General features: G+C 42.3%; 18 protein-coding genes. 8 read left to right on the forward strand and 10 right to left on the reverse strand.

Features of this window, described 5'->3' with window-relative positions; genetic code table 11:
* Window positions 1-14 precede the first annotated feature (14 nt).
* The 4 genes from ilvD to NYE56_RS10540 all read right to left on the reverse strand — a co-directional run bounded on the left by ilvD (window position 15) and on the right by NYE56_RS10540 (window position 4,288).
* Window positions 15-1,691, reverse strand: a complete 1,677-nt coding sequence (gene ilvD / locus NYE56_RS10525) for a dihydroxy-acid dehydratase (RefSeq protein ID WP_009967560.1) — start codon at window positions 1,689-1,691, stop codon at window positions 15-17.
* A gap of 288 nt (window positions 1,692-1,979) precedes the next feature.
* Window positions 1,980-3,113, reverse strand: coding sequence for a conserved virulence factor C family protein (locus NYE56_RS10530; protein WP_341283832.1), 1,134 nt, complete (start codon window positions 3,111-3,113; stop codon window positions 1,980-1,982).
* Between the two features lie 59 nt (window positions 3,114-3,172).
* Window positions 3,173-3,790 carry an Mn(2+)-dependent (deoxy)ribonucleoside pyrophosphohydrolase gene (hdhQ, locus tag NYE56_RS10535; RefSeq protein WP_257432974.1) on the reverse strand — a complete coding sequence of 206 codons (618 nt, stop codon included), beginning with the start codon at window positions 3,788-3,790 and terminating at the stop codon, window positions 3,173-3,175.
* A 15-nt stretch (window positions 3,791-3,805) separates the two neighbouring features.
* On the reverse strand, window positions 3,806-4,288 hold the full coding sequence (locus tag NYE56_RS10540; protein WP_015251858.1) for a glutathione peroxidase: 483 nt from the start codon (window positions 4,286-4,288) through the stop codon (window positions 3,806-3,808).
* Window positions 4,289-4,630: 342 nt separating this feature from the next.
* Between NYE56_RS10540 and metA the strand changes: the two genes are divergently transcribed.
* The 4 genes from metA to cspD all read left to right on the forward strand — a co-directional run bounded on the left by metA (window position 4,631) and on the right by cspD (window position 7,358).
* Window positions 4,631-5,536, forward strand: coding sequence for a homoserine O-acetyltransferase MetA (gene metA / locus NYE56_RS10545; protein ID WP_004398721.1), 906 nt, complete (start codon window positions 4,631-4,633; stop codon window positions 5,534-5,536).
* A gap of 230 nt (window positions 5,537-5,766) precedes the next feature.
* A complete protein-coding gene (locus NYE56_RS10550; RefSeq protein ID WP_003246153.1) occupies window positions 5,767-6,915 on the forward strand; it encodes a diglucosyl diacylglycerol synthase in 1,149 nt (382 codons plus the stop codon).
* An 80-nt stretch (window positions 6,916-6,995) separates the two neighbouring features.
* Window positions 6,996-7,142: a hypothetical protein gene (locus NYE56_RS10555; RefSeq protein WP_120028300.1), complete on the forward strand. Its 147-nt coding sequence runs from the start codon at window positions 6,996-6,998 to the stop codon at window positions 7,140-7,142.
* Between the two features lie 15 nt (window positions 7,143-7,157).
* Window positions 7,158-7,358, forward strand: a complete 201-nt coding sequence (gene cspD / locus NYE56_RS10560; RefSeq protein WP_003153604.1) for a cold-shock protein CspD — start codon at window positions 7,158-7,160, stop codon at window positions 7,356-7,358.
* Between the two features lie 51 nt (window positions 7,359-7,409).
* Here the strand turns inward: cspD and degR are convergent, their stop codons facing one another.
* Complete coding sequence (gene degR, locus NYE56_RS10565) at window positions 7,410-7,592, reverse strand: transcriptional regulator DegR (protein WP_003230774.1); 183 nt, start codon at window positions 7,590-7,592, stop codon at window positions 7,410-7,412.
* 155 nt (window positions 7,593-7,747) lie between these two features.
* Here degR and NYE56_RS10570 point away from each other — a divergent pair, with 155 nt between their 5' ends.
* The gene (locus tag NYE56_RS10570) at window positions 7,748-8,017 is read left to right on the forward strand and encodes a DUF2564 family protein (RefSeq protein ID WP_341283833.1); all 270 of its coding nucleotides are present in this window, start codon (window positions 7,748-7,750) and stop codon (window positions 8,015-8,017) included.
* Window positions 8,018-8,044: 27 nt separating this feature from the next.
* On the opposite strand, the gene NYE56_RS10575 is transcribed toward NYE56_RS10570, so the two are convergent.
* Both NYE56_RS10575 and NYE56_RS10580 read right to left on the reverse strand, forming a co-directional pair.
* Window positions 8,045-8,227, reverse strand: a complete 183-nt coding sequence (locus NYE56_RS10575) for a zinc-finger domain-containing protein (RefSeq protein ID WP_004399003.1) — start codon at window positions 8,225-8,227, stop codon at window positions 8,045-8,047.
* The gene (locus NYE56_RS10580) at window positions 8,220-8,900 is read right to left on the reverse strand and encodes a ribonuclease H family protein (RefSeq protein WP_128747140.1); all 681 of its coding nucleotides are present in this window, start codon (window positions 8,898-8,900) and stop codon (window positions 8,220-8,222) included. The genes NYE56_RS10575 and NYE56_RS10580 overlap by 8 nt, the downstream gene beginning before the upstream one ends.
* Before the next feature lie 82 nt (window positions 8,901-8,982).
* On the opposite strand from NYE56_RS10580, the gene NYE56_RS10585 reads away from it, so the two are divergent.
* From NYE56_RS10585 to sspL, 3 genes are read left to right on the forward strand one after another with little or no spacing between them, the layout of a single operon-like run.
* Entirely contained in the window at window positions 8,983-9,672 is a 690-nt protein-coding gene (locus NYE56_RS10585) for a queuosine precursor transporter (RefSeq protein ID WP_047182776.1), read from the forward strand.
* Complete coding sequence (locus NYE56_RS10590; protein WP_015383923.1) at window positions 9,672-10,070, forward strand: reverse transcriptase-like protein; 399 nt, start codon at window positions 9,672-9,674, stop codon at window positions 10,068-10,070. The genes NYE56_RS10585 and NYE56_RS10590 overlap by 1 nt, the downstream gene beginning before the upstream one ends.
* A 41-nt stretch (window positions 10,071-10,111) precedes the next feature.
* A complete protein-coding gene (gene sspL / locus NYE56_RS10595; RefSeq protein WP_003218255.1) occupies window positions 10,112-10,240 on the forward strand; it encodes a small, acid-soluble spore protein L in 129 nt (42 codons plus the stop codon).
* Window positions 10,241-10,247: 7 nt separating this feature from the next.
* Here sspL and exnP read toward each other — a convergent pair whose 3' ends face one another.
* The 3 genes from exnP to NYE56_RS10610 all read right to left on the reverse strand — a co-directional run bounded on the left by exnP (window position 10,248) and on the right by NYE56_RS10610 (window position 11,717).
* Entirely contained in the window at window positions 10,248-11,138 is an 891-nt protein-coding gene (exnP, locus tag NYE56_RS10600; protein ID WP_341283834.1) for a 5'-3' exonuclease ExnP, read from the reverse strand.
* A 100-nt stretch (window positions 11,139-11,238) separates the two neighbouring features.
* On the reverse strand, window positions 11,239-11,385 hold the full coding sequence (locus NYE56_RS10605; protein WP_003230761.1) for a hypothetical protein: 147 nt from the start codon (window positions 11,383-11,385) through the stop codon (window positions 11,239-11,241).
* A 74-nt stretch (window positions 11,386-11,459) separates the two neighbouring features.
* Complete coding sequence (locus NYE56_RS10610; protein WP_014477141.1) at window positions 11,460-11,717, reverse strand: YpbS family protein; 258 nt, start codon at window positions 11,715-11,717, stop codon at window positions 11,460-11,462.
* Window positions 11,718-11,771: the final 54 nt, after the last annotated feature.

Raw genomic sequence — 11,771 nt, forward strand, 5'->3', positions numbered from 1 at the left:
GTGTCCCCAGCTGTCTAGATTTTCATAATACCGCCGGTGTTGGCACTTGTCACAAGTTTAGAATAACGTGCCAGGTAGCCGGTTTTCACTTTCGGTTCAAAACCTTTCCAGTTCGCTTTTCGTTTTTCCCACTCTTCTTCTGGCACTTGTACATCCAAGATACGTTTTTCAATATCAACGATAATATGGTCTCCGTTTTCAACAAAGGCAAGCGGCCCGCCCTCAGCTGCCTCAGGTGATACGTGGCCGATTGAGAGGCCACGGGAGGCTCCGGAAAAACGTCCGTCCGTAATCAATGCCACTTTTGGTCCGAGTCCCATTCCAACGATTTGGGATGTTGGCGCCAGCATTTCCGGCATGCCAGGTCCGCCTTTTGGCCCTTCATATCTGATGATGACAACGTCGCCTTCTTTTACTTTTCGGTTGATAATGCCGTCAAGCGCCTCGTCCTGAGAATCGAATACGACAGCCGGCCCTTCGTGTCTTGTAATCCCATTCTGTACGCCGCCTGTTTTAATGATAGCGCCGTCCGGAGCTAGATTACCGAATAAAACAGCAAGGCCACCCTTTTCAGTGAATGGTTGATCCAGCGGATGAATGACGTCATAATCCTTTACTTCATGTCCGGCAATGGTTTCTCCAAGAGTTTTACCTGTAACAGTCAGCGCATCTAAATGAAGCGCTCCTTCTTTCTTGGAAAGCTCATTCAGAGCCGCTGACACGCCGCCCGCTTCATGAAGATCTTCAATAAACACATCCGATGCAGGCGCCAGCTTGGCCAAGTGCGGCACGCGCTCAGCGACTTCGTTAATGCGTTCTAAAGAGTATTCAACGCCGGCTTCGTTTGCAAGGGCAAGCGTATGAAGAACGGTATTTGTAGAACCTCCGAGCGCCATATCGAGTGCAAACGCGTTATCAATCGCTTTTACTGTAACGATATCACGCGGTTTGATATCTTTGCGAATCGTTTCCATTAATTGCGCAGCCGATTTTCTCACAAACTCTTTGCGTTCCGGAGATGTCGCCAGAATAGTTCCATTACCCGGCAAGGCAAGACCAAGTGCTTCTGACAGACAGTTCATTGAGTTCGCCGTAAACATGCCTGAGCAAGACCCGCACGTTGGGCATCCGAACTGCTCTAGTTCTTGAAGCTCGTTTTCGTTGATTTTCCCTGCTTGGTAAGCGCCTACCCCTTCGAATACCGAGGAAAGGGAGATTTTTCGCCCGTCACTTGTTCTTCCTGCCGCCATCGGTCCGCCGCTGACAAAAATCGTCGGAATGTTGATGCGCATTGCCGCCATAAGCATTCCCGGTGTGATTTTGTCGCAGTTCGGAATACAGACCATTCCGTCAAACCAGTGTGCGGATACAACCGTTTCCACAGAGTCTGCGATAATTTCACGGCTTGGCAGCGAATATCTCATACCGATATGCCCCATTGCGATGCCATCATCTACCCCAATGGTATTAAATTCAAACGGCACGCCTCCTGCTTCTCTAATTGCTTCTTTTACGATTTTCCCAAACTCCTGCAAGTGAACATGACCGGGAACGATATCAATGTATGAATTACACACCGCAATAAACGGCTTGCCGAAATCCTCTTCTTTTACCCCTGCTGCACGAAGCAAACTGCGGTGCGGAGCTCTATCGATTCCTTGTGTGATCATATTACTGCGTAATTCTGCCATGGTGATCCCCCTAAATTCTTTCAATTGTTTGATTGGATTTTATTTTGACAATTTTCAGTTTATTTACAGGCCGTTTTTGCAAATAAGATAAATACAGGCCGCCCTCACCTTGTTTTGTTCTTTCGTGTTTTTATATTTATATAGCTTTCTTTCGATTTGAACCCTCCAACTATTAATATTGTTACTTACTATAAATAGTTTTCGGATATTTTTCAACAATATTCGAAATAATTTTTATAAAAAGTGAATTCACATAAAAAAGGTGCATGATCTGCACCTTTTTTATCTCTATTCGCCTTTTTTTCTGCTTTCCGTCATTTGTTTCCAAACAGAACCTTTTGCTTCTTCTCCATGCTCAATACGTTCAAGCGCCATTTTGACTTGAAGGCTGACCTCAAATTCGGGGTCATCTTCGGCAGCGCGCAAAGCTTCAATTGCACTTTCATCCCCGACTTCGTACAGGAACATGGCCGCACGCCAGCGAACAAGCTTGCTGGTGTCGCTTAACGACTTGATCATAGCAGGAATGGCTTGAGGATCGCCGATATCAGACAGGCAGTCTCCGGCCGTTCTTCTGACTGATACAGCTTTGTCCTCAAGTGCTTTATACAATAGAGGAAGAACATCAGGTGTTTCAATCATTCCTAAGTACACAACAGCCTGTCTTCTGATGGACACCTTTGGATCATCCAATGCCTTCTGTAAAACCGGGATATCCTCTTCTTTCGGATCCATCTGTTCCAAGTGTGCATAACGCTTTTTCCAGTCCTCATCATCCAGCATGTCAAGCGTTACTTTATACGCTTTGCGCTGTACAGCTTGTTTTGCTTCGCCCTTTCCTTGAGCGGCTGCTTCAGTCAGTCGTTTCAGCCGTTCATCACTGTATGCCGCCTGAAGCTCTTCTGTCACGTCATGGCCGATTTCATCAAAGTCACCGAATCTGACACCTTGTTCTTTCCAAGCCCGCTCAAACACAACATTGGAAGCTTCAGATCTAAGTTTTAAGATCGCCTGCTGAAAGCGTTCAGGTAAGCCGAAGCGTTCTCCCCGCTCTCCATCGGTTAATTTAACTTGCATAGGAATGCCGCTGAACATCTGCACAAAAACTTTTACCTCTCCAAAAGATTCTTGATCAGAACGATTTTCTTCTGCGCTTTCAGCACTTTCCATCCCAAATGCAGTGCGGACTTGCGGTAAAATGTCTTTCCAGTCGTATCTTGCATTCCGTTCAACAGCAAGAAAATCTGCGACGTGATATACCCCTTTAACTCCATCTATTTTAAGAATTTCCGCTATAACAGGCGGTGCGCCTTCTGCTTGCTCAGGTTTATAGTTATTGCTTTTGCCCGCCGGAAGCTCTTCCGTTAAGATGACTTTCATTGTATTCGGACTTGGTGTAGGTTCAATTGATTTTATCTTCATGATCGTCCTCCTATAGCATATCTGTGACTTATTCTATCATAGTCGCTCCAAGCCTTCTATTACGACGTTTTGGCATCAATCCCAGGTATGTCTTTTTCTAATTGGCGGACAAACTGAAGCATAAAATTGTGTCTTTCTTCTGCCAGTTCCCGTGCAGTGTCTGTATTCATCATATCTTTCAGCCGCAGCAGCTTATGAAAAAAATGAGCGTAGGCGCTTTGATCATCTCCATAAAGGCTATGCCCGTTTGCGCCCGCAAACATGAAAGCTCTCGCAATGCCGACAGCACCAATCGCATCAAGTCTGTCAGCATCCTGTACGGCTTTTCCCTCAATTGAGAGCGGCTCCTTCGCCAGCTTTTCCCTGTCTCGAAAGGACATCCTTGTTATAATATGAATCACTCTGTCTGCATTCTCTTTTCCTACTCCGAAAAAAACGAGCTGATCATATACTTCGCTCACAGAAAGCCTGACCGTGTCAGGCAGCTTCACATCAATTAAATCATGAACCAAAGCCGCCGTTTCAACAATGAACAAATCCGCTTTTTCCTTTTCTCCAATATACGCTGCAAGATCTGCTACTCTTGATACATGATGCCAGTCATGTCCAGAGCTTTCGTCAGTAAGGATAGATTGAACCCATGCCCTGATTTGCTCTGCCTGCTTCAATTCCTTCACAAAAACACCCTCTTTTTATTGCTCTAATAGCTTCACGATATCGTTTTCCAGCTCTTTCGGATTTGTATTTGGTGAATAACGGCCAACGATTTCTCCATTTCTATCCACTATAAATTTCGTGAAATTCCACTTGATCGCCTTAGTTCCCAGCATCCCTTTCGCATGTTCTGTCAAATACACAAACAGCGGGTGGGCGTTTTTCCCGTTTACATCCACTTTTGAAAACATAGGGAATGTAACACCGTAATTTGTTTCACAAAATTCCTGTATGTCTGCCTCTTCACCAGGCTCTTGGTTCATAAATTGATTGCAGGGAAACCCTAAGATCTCCAGCCCCTCCTGCTGATATGTATCATATAATTCCTGCAGCTGCTTCAATTGGGGAGTAAAACCGCACTTACTTGCTGTATTCACGATCATCAGTACCTTTCCCGCGAAAGGCTGAAGTGTCATGTCTTTCCCTGTGATTGTACGTACCTTCATATGATAAATAGACATGTAAGTCCCTCCTATGTCCTTGGTGCTGATTATTTTACCTTTTTTAAATCGCAATTCAAAATGTAAACATCAATTAAGCACTCATAAGAAACTTAACGATATGAGCGTCCGTTCATTATCAATTCATATGGCTCATTTTTTAACTTATCATTCTATAAAACATTACAATTCCCTCTGACATCATTGAAAATCATTTTACTGTGAAACCAAAAGGCGTGTCAGTGCGTTTTATTTAAAGAGTTTTCTGTTGTTTCCCCCTCAACACGTATAGATAGATTGAAAATTGGCGTGAAAATTCCTATAATGAAGAAAATTAAACGGGGAAATAATGGAGGTGGCACGTTGCCTATTAATATACCAACACACCTGCCGGCAAAACAGGTGCTTGAAAGTGAACATATATTTGTAATGGATGAAAGCAGAGCATTTCATCAGGATATCCGGCCGCAAAAAATTATTATATTAAATTTGATGCCGAAAAAAATCCAAACAGAGACTCAGCTTCTCAGATTGCTTGGAAATTCGCCTTTACAGGTTCATTTCACATTTTTAATCCCAAGCACACACACGCCGAAAAATACTGCGAGAGAACACCTTGACGAATTTTACACGACTTTTTCCAATATCCGTCACAAGAGGTTTGACGGCATGATTATCACCGGTGCGCCGATCGAGCATTTGGCGTTTGAAGAGGTTTCATATTGGGAAGAGCTCAAGGAAATCATGGAGTGGAGCAAAACAAATGTCACTTCAACCTTGCATATTTGCTGGGGCGCTCAAGCAGGTTTGTATTACCATTACGGTGTGGAAAAAATTCAAATGCCAAAAAAAATCTTTGGTGTGTTCGAGCATACCGTTCTTTCAAAACACGAAAGATTGGTAAGAGGTTTTGACGAGCTATACTACGTGCCGCATTCCCGGCATACAGATATAAATATGGAACAGCTTCAAGCAGTGCCCGAGTTAAACATTCTTACCGCATCAAAGGAAGCCGGGGTTTGCTTAATTGTGTCTAAAGACGAAAAACAAGTCTTTTTGACAGGGCACCCTGAATATGATACAAATACGCTCCTTCAAGAGTATGAAAGAGATTTGGAACGAAACCTTTCTACTGTCGAGGCGCCTAAACATTATTTTGCAAAAGGCAGCAACGAGCCAGTGAATCGCTGGAAAGCGCATGCCACATTATTGTTTATGAATTGGCTGAATTATTACGTTTACCAAGAAACTCCTTATGAATGGGACTAATTTTTCTTTTTTTAGTGATACGCTGAGCAAAAAATATGATAAAATACATCTGATTCAGTCTGCGTATAACAAAAATTTAAAATACTGGAATCCAAATCATTTAAAATTAGCTTAACTTTTTCACTGCATTAATAATTCGATTATGTATTTGTGTTATGTTTATGTATAGACAATAACTCCTTACGATGCATGAAGCTTGCTTGTTGTTGATTACATTGAGGTGAATTTACTTGAATACCAATAAAAGAGTATTAATTTTGACTGCAAATTACGGAAATGGACATGTGCAGGTAGCCAAAACACTTTATGAACAATGTGTACGGCTCGGCTTTCAGCATGTAACAGTTTCTAATTTGTACCAAGAGTCAAATCCGATTGTTTCAGAGGTAACTCAATACCTTTATTTAAAAAGCTTCTCAATCGGGAAACAGTTTTATCGTTTGTTTTATTACGGAGTTGACAAAATCTATAATAAACGTAAATTCAATATTTACTTTAAAATGGGTAATAAAAGATTGGGCGAACTTGTCGATGAACATCAGCCCGATATTATTATTAATACATTTCCGATGATCGTCGTGCCGGAATACAGACGCCGAACTGGAAGAGTCATTCCTACCTTCAACGTTATGACTGATTTTTGTCTTCATAAAATTTGGGTTCACGAAAACGTGGATAAATATTATGTGGCGACAGATTACGTGAAGGAAAAACTGCTGGAGATCGGCACTCATCCAAGCAATGTAAAAATCACAGGAATTCCAATCAGGCCGCAATTTGAAGAATCCATGCCGGTTGGCCCGATATATAAAAAGTACAATCTTTCACCAAACAAAAAAGTGCTTCTGATCATGGCAGGTGCCCACGGTGTATTAAAGAACGTAAAAGAGCTGTGCGAAAACCTTGTCAAGGATGACCAAGTGCAAGTGGTTGTCGTGTGCGGGAAAAATACGGCTTTAAAAGAATCTTTGAGTGCGCTTGAGGCGGAAAATGGTGACAAATTAAAAGTTCTGGGCTATGTGGAGCGCATTGATGAGCTATTTCGGATCACAGATTGCATGATTACCAAGCCCGGCGGCATTACTTTGACAGAAGCCACAGCCATTGGAGTGCCTGTCATTCTGTACAAACCCGTGCCTGGCCAGGAAAAAGAAAATGCAAACTTCTTTGAAGACCGCGGAGCTGCCATCGTTGTGAACCGTCATGAAGAGATTCTCGAATCAGTCACTTCCCTTCTTGCAGATGAAGATACCTTGCATCGCATGAAGAAAAACATTAAGGACCTTCATTTAGCAAACTCCTCTGAAGTGATTTTAGAGGATATCCTGAAGGAATCAGAAATGATGACTGCCAAACAAAAAGCCAAAGTGCTATCGTAATGGCGTACTTGAGAGCATACGAAAATCGTGTGCTCTTTTTATTTATATTCAGCCATCAATAAAAGCGGTTACATTTTTTTATGGAACTTGCCCTTCTTTTGAAAAATAAGCCGTTTCGCAACTTGACGGGTGCTCCCAGATGGTGTATAGTTGAACCATCATTTAACAATGAATCAAAGTTAAATGATGACAAAATTTTTTTTAGCACATGGGTGCTACAGTACTAGGAGGAATTAAGCAATATGCAAAACGGTAAAGTAAAATGGTTCAACAACGAAAAAGGATTCGGCTTCATTGAAGTTGAAGGCGGAGACGATGTATTTGTTCACTTCACAGCTATCGAAGGAGAAGGATACAAATCATTAGAAGAAGGACAAGAAGTTTCTTTTGAAATTGTCGAAGGTAATCGTGGACCTCAAGCTTCTAATGTTGTAAAACTCTAAACTCAATACATGATGATGAGATGACAAATAGAGGAGAGGCATTCGCCTCTCCTATTTGATTTTCATCTGGATTTCAATCGCCAAAATGTTTTGTTTGCACCTCTGTTCAATCTCTTCAACATACTTTTCCATTGACGGTTTTCCTTTTTTCGCGATATCCGCCAGTTCTTCTAAATCACTGTATATTTCTATAAATGTTTTGTGAAGGATCAACTTCAAGTCTTTATCATCCATAGCTGCGTTCCCCTTCTCTATCAAGATACCTCAAATAGTAAAACAGTCCTATTTATTCTGGTTCAATAGTTATATCGGCTTATTTTTATTTTCTTTTCTATTTTGGTACATAAATTTCAAAAAAACTCTGCAAAATAATGGCGGAGGTGTTTTTGGTGACTTCAGAATTTCATAATGAGGATCAGACTGGCTTTACGGATAAGCGGCAGCTGGAACTAGAGGTGGAAACAGCGCAGAAAACAACAGGAGCTGCGACGAGAGGCCAAAGCAAAACATTAGTTGACTCTGCATACCAAGCCATTGAGGATGCTAGAGAACTGTCACAATCTGAAGAGCTGGCAGCTCTCGATGATCCTGAATTTGTAAAGCAGCAACAGCAGCTGCTAGATGACAGCGAGCATCAGCTCGATGAATTCAAAGAATAAAAACCGCAGCTTCTGCGGTTTTTATTTTTAATGATTGGTTAAGACATCTCCGTATTGTTTCAGCTTTTCACCAACCGTACATTTATTGATGCAAAATGAATGCGCATAAGTTTTGCCAAATTCTTTGCGAAACTGCTTCTTAATAAAACAGTCCTTGCAATATTCATCGTGCAGTTCTGTCAGTTCTTTAAAGATCATTTTCTTATCCAATATCGTCATCTCCGTTACGGTCTAATTTCGTGTGGCTTTCTACGAATTGATGGGATAGAATTTTTTTAGCGAGGCCGTCAGCTTCCTGATTGTCTTTTCGTTGTATCGTTTCGTAGGTTGGAGTAAGCTTTAGCGATTCAAGGAGTGCTTCTATTTTGTCCAGCCATTCATTATGAGATGGATCATAACAAGGCCAGCTGCCGTCAAGCTGATTCAGCACAACAAGCGAATCCCCTTTGATTGTAATTGAATTTCTGCTTGCCCCAAGCTCTCTTACTTCTCTTATTGCTTCATAAAGCGCTGCGTATTCAGCTTCATTATTGGTTTTCAGCCGGAAGCTTTTATTTTTTCTCAAGCGATGCCGGATTCCTCCCAATGAATAATAGATGACGATCCCGAGACCGGCCAGTTCGCTCTCCTTATCGAAACTGCCGTCAAAATAAACAGTAATGTCATCAGGCTCTTGAGCAAGCTCCTCTGTCAGCTTTTCCAATTCCTTCAGCGTCCAGCTGCCGCCTTTCTCGTCTTCGAACTCTAGCTCTTTCATGTATGGAAAACGGCCAAGTTCTCTGGCGAACATACGTGCCTGCTGTGCTGTCAGCCAGTCTTCGCTAAAAAATGAGACGGATCCCGTTCCTTTTGCTTCTATTTTCAAATGCGGTCTAAGCTTCATTACAATCACCTTACCATTCATTAGTTGCCGGGCTTATGCTATAATCAAACCAATCTTACCCCGGAAAGGAAGCTTTTTCATCTTGTTTAATAATTCGTTTTGGATCTTTTTTGCGATCATTCATTTTATCATTGTTCTTTTATTTTATAAAGGATTTGGCAAAATGGGACTGTTTGTTTGGATCGGTTTTGCGACAGTCTGCGCCAACCTCCAAGTCGTCAAAACAGTCGAACTGTTTGGCTTAACAGCGACACTCGGGAATGTGATGTATGGCACAATCTTTTTTGCGACAGATGTGCTGAATGAAAAATACGGACCAGCTGAAGCCAGAAAAGCGGTATGGCTCGGATTCTCAACGCTCCTGACGCTGACATTTGTCATGCAGGGCGTGCTGCTTTTCGAACCGGCTTCCAGCGACATATCACAACCAGCGCTGGAAACGATCTTCGGATTCCTTCCGCGAGTTGCGTTAGGAAGTCTGCTTGCCTTTATCTTCAGCCAAACGCTGGATGTTTATGTATATTCGGCAATTAGAAGGATATTTCCTTCTGATCGGCTTTTATGGCTCAGAAACGGCGGCAGTACAGCAGTCAGCCAGCTGTTTGATACATTCATATTCACTGCAGTCGCCTTTCTCGGCATTTATCCGGCAGGCGTGTGGCTTCATATTTTTATTTCTACATATTTGATTAAGTTTGCGGTATCTTTGATTTCATTGCCTTATGCATATGCAGCCAAAAAAATGATACCTAAAGATGAAAGGAGTTCATAATGCCTACAGAAATATACGTAGACGGCGCAAGCGCCGGTAATCCCGGGCCTTCCGGTATCGGCATTTTTATCAAACATGAGGGAATAGCAGAATCCTTCTCTATTCCAATCGGAGTGCATACAAATCAGGAAGCGGAATTTCTTGCATTAATTGAAGGGATGAAGCTATGTGCAACGCGCGGGTATCAATCGGTTTCCTTTCGAACCGATTCAGATATTGTGGAACGCGCCACTGAGCTTGAAATGGTTAAAAATAAAACGTTTCAACCGTTCGTAGAAGAAATCATCCGATTAAAAGCGGCATTCCCTCTTTTTTTCATCAAATGGATACCGGGCAAGCAAAACCAAAAAGCCGATCTTCTGGCAAAAGAAGCGATTCGGCTGAATGAAAAGAATTAAATCTTGATCATTGGTTCATCCTAATGGCGAGGTGAACTAACATGAAAAAGAAAGATAAAGGCCGGCTGACCGGCGGTGTTACTCCGCAAGGCGACCTGGAAGGCAATACACATAATGACCCTAAAACAGAGCTTGAGGAAAGAGCAAAAAAAAGCAATACAAAACGCTAGAGAAGATCTAAACGATCTCTCTAGCGTTCAGCTTTTCAAGCATACGCTCAATTCCTTTGATTTGGTGGCGGCGAAGCATGTCAGCCGCCTGCTCCATTTGCAAAGTAAATAAAGCGTCTTTCAGTGTGCAGGCCAGCGGCACTGAGCAATGAATTTCCGCAAGCTTCCTCGACATCTCCAAATCGCTTAAACCTTGCTGAATTTTTCCCTGCTGTCCTTTTGGAAGAAGAGAAATATTTTCCAATAAACGGTCAATCGTTTCGTATTCACGAATCAGTTTGTAGGCTGTTTTTTCTCCAATCCCTTTGACTCCGGGATAGTTATCACTGGAATCTCCCATAAGCGCTTTAATATCAATCAAGGCCTTCGGCATTACGCCTGTTTCTTCATAAAAAATCTCTTTTGTATAGACTTTATAATTTCCGATTCCTTTTTGAAGCAAAGCAACGCTTACTTTATCCGTTAACAGCTGAAGTAAATCTCTGTCCCCTGTTACGACCGTAATGTCCGCTTCATTCGCAAATAAATCGGCAAGAGTACCGATACAGTCATCCGCTTCATAGCCGGCAAAGCCAATATTCATGATTCCAAGCTCTGCGGCTGCTTCCTTTGCCAAATCAAACTGCGGAGTCAGCTCCACAGGCGGCGCGCTGCGGTTGGCCTTATAATCTTGGAACAAGTCATTTCGGTACGTTTTGCTCCCCATGTCCCAGCAGCAGACGACGTGTGTCGGCTGGAATGTTTCCACAGCTGTAATCAAATGCTTTAAAAAGCCGTTGACGCCGTTCGTCGGCACCCCGCTGTCATTTATCATAAAGTTGCGATGTACGGCCGTGGCAAAAAAGGCCCGGAATAAAAGAGCCATGCCGTCAACCAGCAATAGTTTATTATTATTCATCAAATAACTCCCTTTTCTTTCATTCCTTCTATTTTATCATAAAGCAGCCCAAAAATAAAAAACAGTATCTCTTTAATTAGAGATACTGTTTGGATATTTATCAATCGTTGTGTCTTTTGTTGCTGGCGATCAGCTTTTCAGCTTCGCGTCCTGCGTAAGAGTCAAAATGGGTTTGAAATCCGTTTTTCTTTTTGGCATTGTTATTCGCCTGTGCATTTCTGTTTCCGAGCTTTGTTCTGCCCAACATGAATCCCCCCTTACGTCGGATGCATATAGTATATGCTTCCGGCAGGAGGTTCACTCGCGACAGGATCATCCAGCTTACATGCGGCTTACGTATTCTCTGACCATTTCTTTTGATACAAGCCGTCTTGTCGGGACGATGCCTTTTTTAGCGAGCTGATTCATTTGCTCGGTAATTTCATTAATTGCATCTGTAGTATAAGGCTCATCGTTTTTGCATTTAGCAACAGCTTCTTCAATCGCCAATTCACGCATATTTTCAAGACGCATAAATGCTTTGATATGCTCGTGCTGTTTTGATGAATGTGCTGAAATTGCTTTATGTACCTCTGACATTAATCGTTCATCTCGCTTTTTTCTATTTAGTCTATCATGACTTGAAATACAAGC

Source organism: Bacillus sp. FSL R5-0603, from assembly GCF_038050295.1.
Taxonomy (GTDB): Bacteria; Bacillota; Bacilli; order Bacillales; family Bacillaceae; genus Bacillus; species Bacillus subtilis.

Excerpts from the sequence above, each read along its gene's own strand:
- exnP (WP_341283834.1), bottom strand. The coding sequence starts at position 11,138 with ATGAATAATAATAAACTATTGCTGGTTGACGGCATGGCTCTTTTATTC.
- NYE56_RS10610 (WP_014477141.1), bottom strand. The coding sequence starts at position 11,717 with ATGTCAGAGGTACATAAAGCAATTTCAGCACATTCATCAAAACAGCAC.
- NYE56_RS10580 (WP_128747140.1), bottom strand. The coding sequence starts at position 8,900 with ATGAAGCTTAGACCGCATTTGAAAATAGAAGCAAAAGGAACGGGATCC.
- NYE56_RS10555 (WP_120028300.1), top strand. The coding sequence starts at position 6,996 with ATGGAACTTGCCCTTCTTTTGAAAAATAAGCCGTTTCGCAACTTGACG.
- sspL (WP_003218255.1), top strand. The coding sequence starts at position 10,112 with ATGAAAAAGAAAGATAAAGGCCGGCTGACCGGCGGTGTTACTCCGCAA.
- NYE56_RS10530 (WP_341283832.1), bottom strand. The coding sequence starts at position 3,113 with ATGAAGATAAAATCAATTGAACCTACACCAAGTCCGAATACAATGAAA.
- cspD (WP_003153604.1), top strand. The coding sequence starts at position 7,158 with ATGCAAAACGGTAAAGTAAAATGGTTCAACAACGAAAAAGGATTCGGC.
- ilvD (WP_009967560.1), bottom strand. The coding sequence starts at position 1,691 with ATGGCAGAATTACGCAGTAATATGATCACACAAGGAATCGATAGAGCT.
- degR (WP_003230774.1), bottom strand. The coding sequence starts at position 7,592 with ATGGATGATAAAGACTTGAAGTTGATCCTTCACAAAACATTTATAGAA.
- NYE56_RS10605 (WP_003230761.1), bottom strand. The coding sequence starts at position 11,385 with ATGTTGGGCAGAACAAAGCTCGGAAACAGAAATGCACAGGCGAATAAC.
- NYE56_RS10590 (WP_015383923.1), top strand. The coding sequence starts at position 9,672 with ATGCCTACAGAAATATACGTAGACGGCGCAAGCGCCGGTAATCCCGGG.
- NYE56_RS10540 (WP_015251858.1), bottom strand. The coding sequence starts at position 4,288 with ATGTCTATTTATCATATGAAGGTACGTACAATCACAGGGAAAGACATG.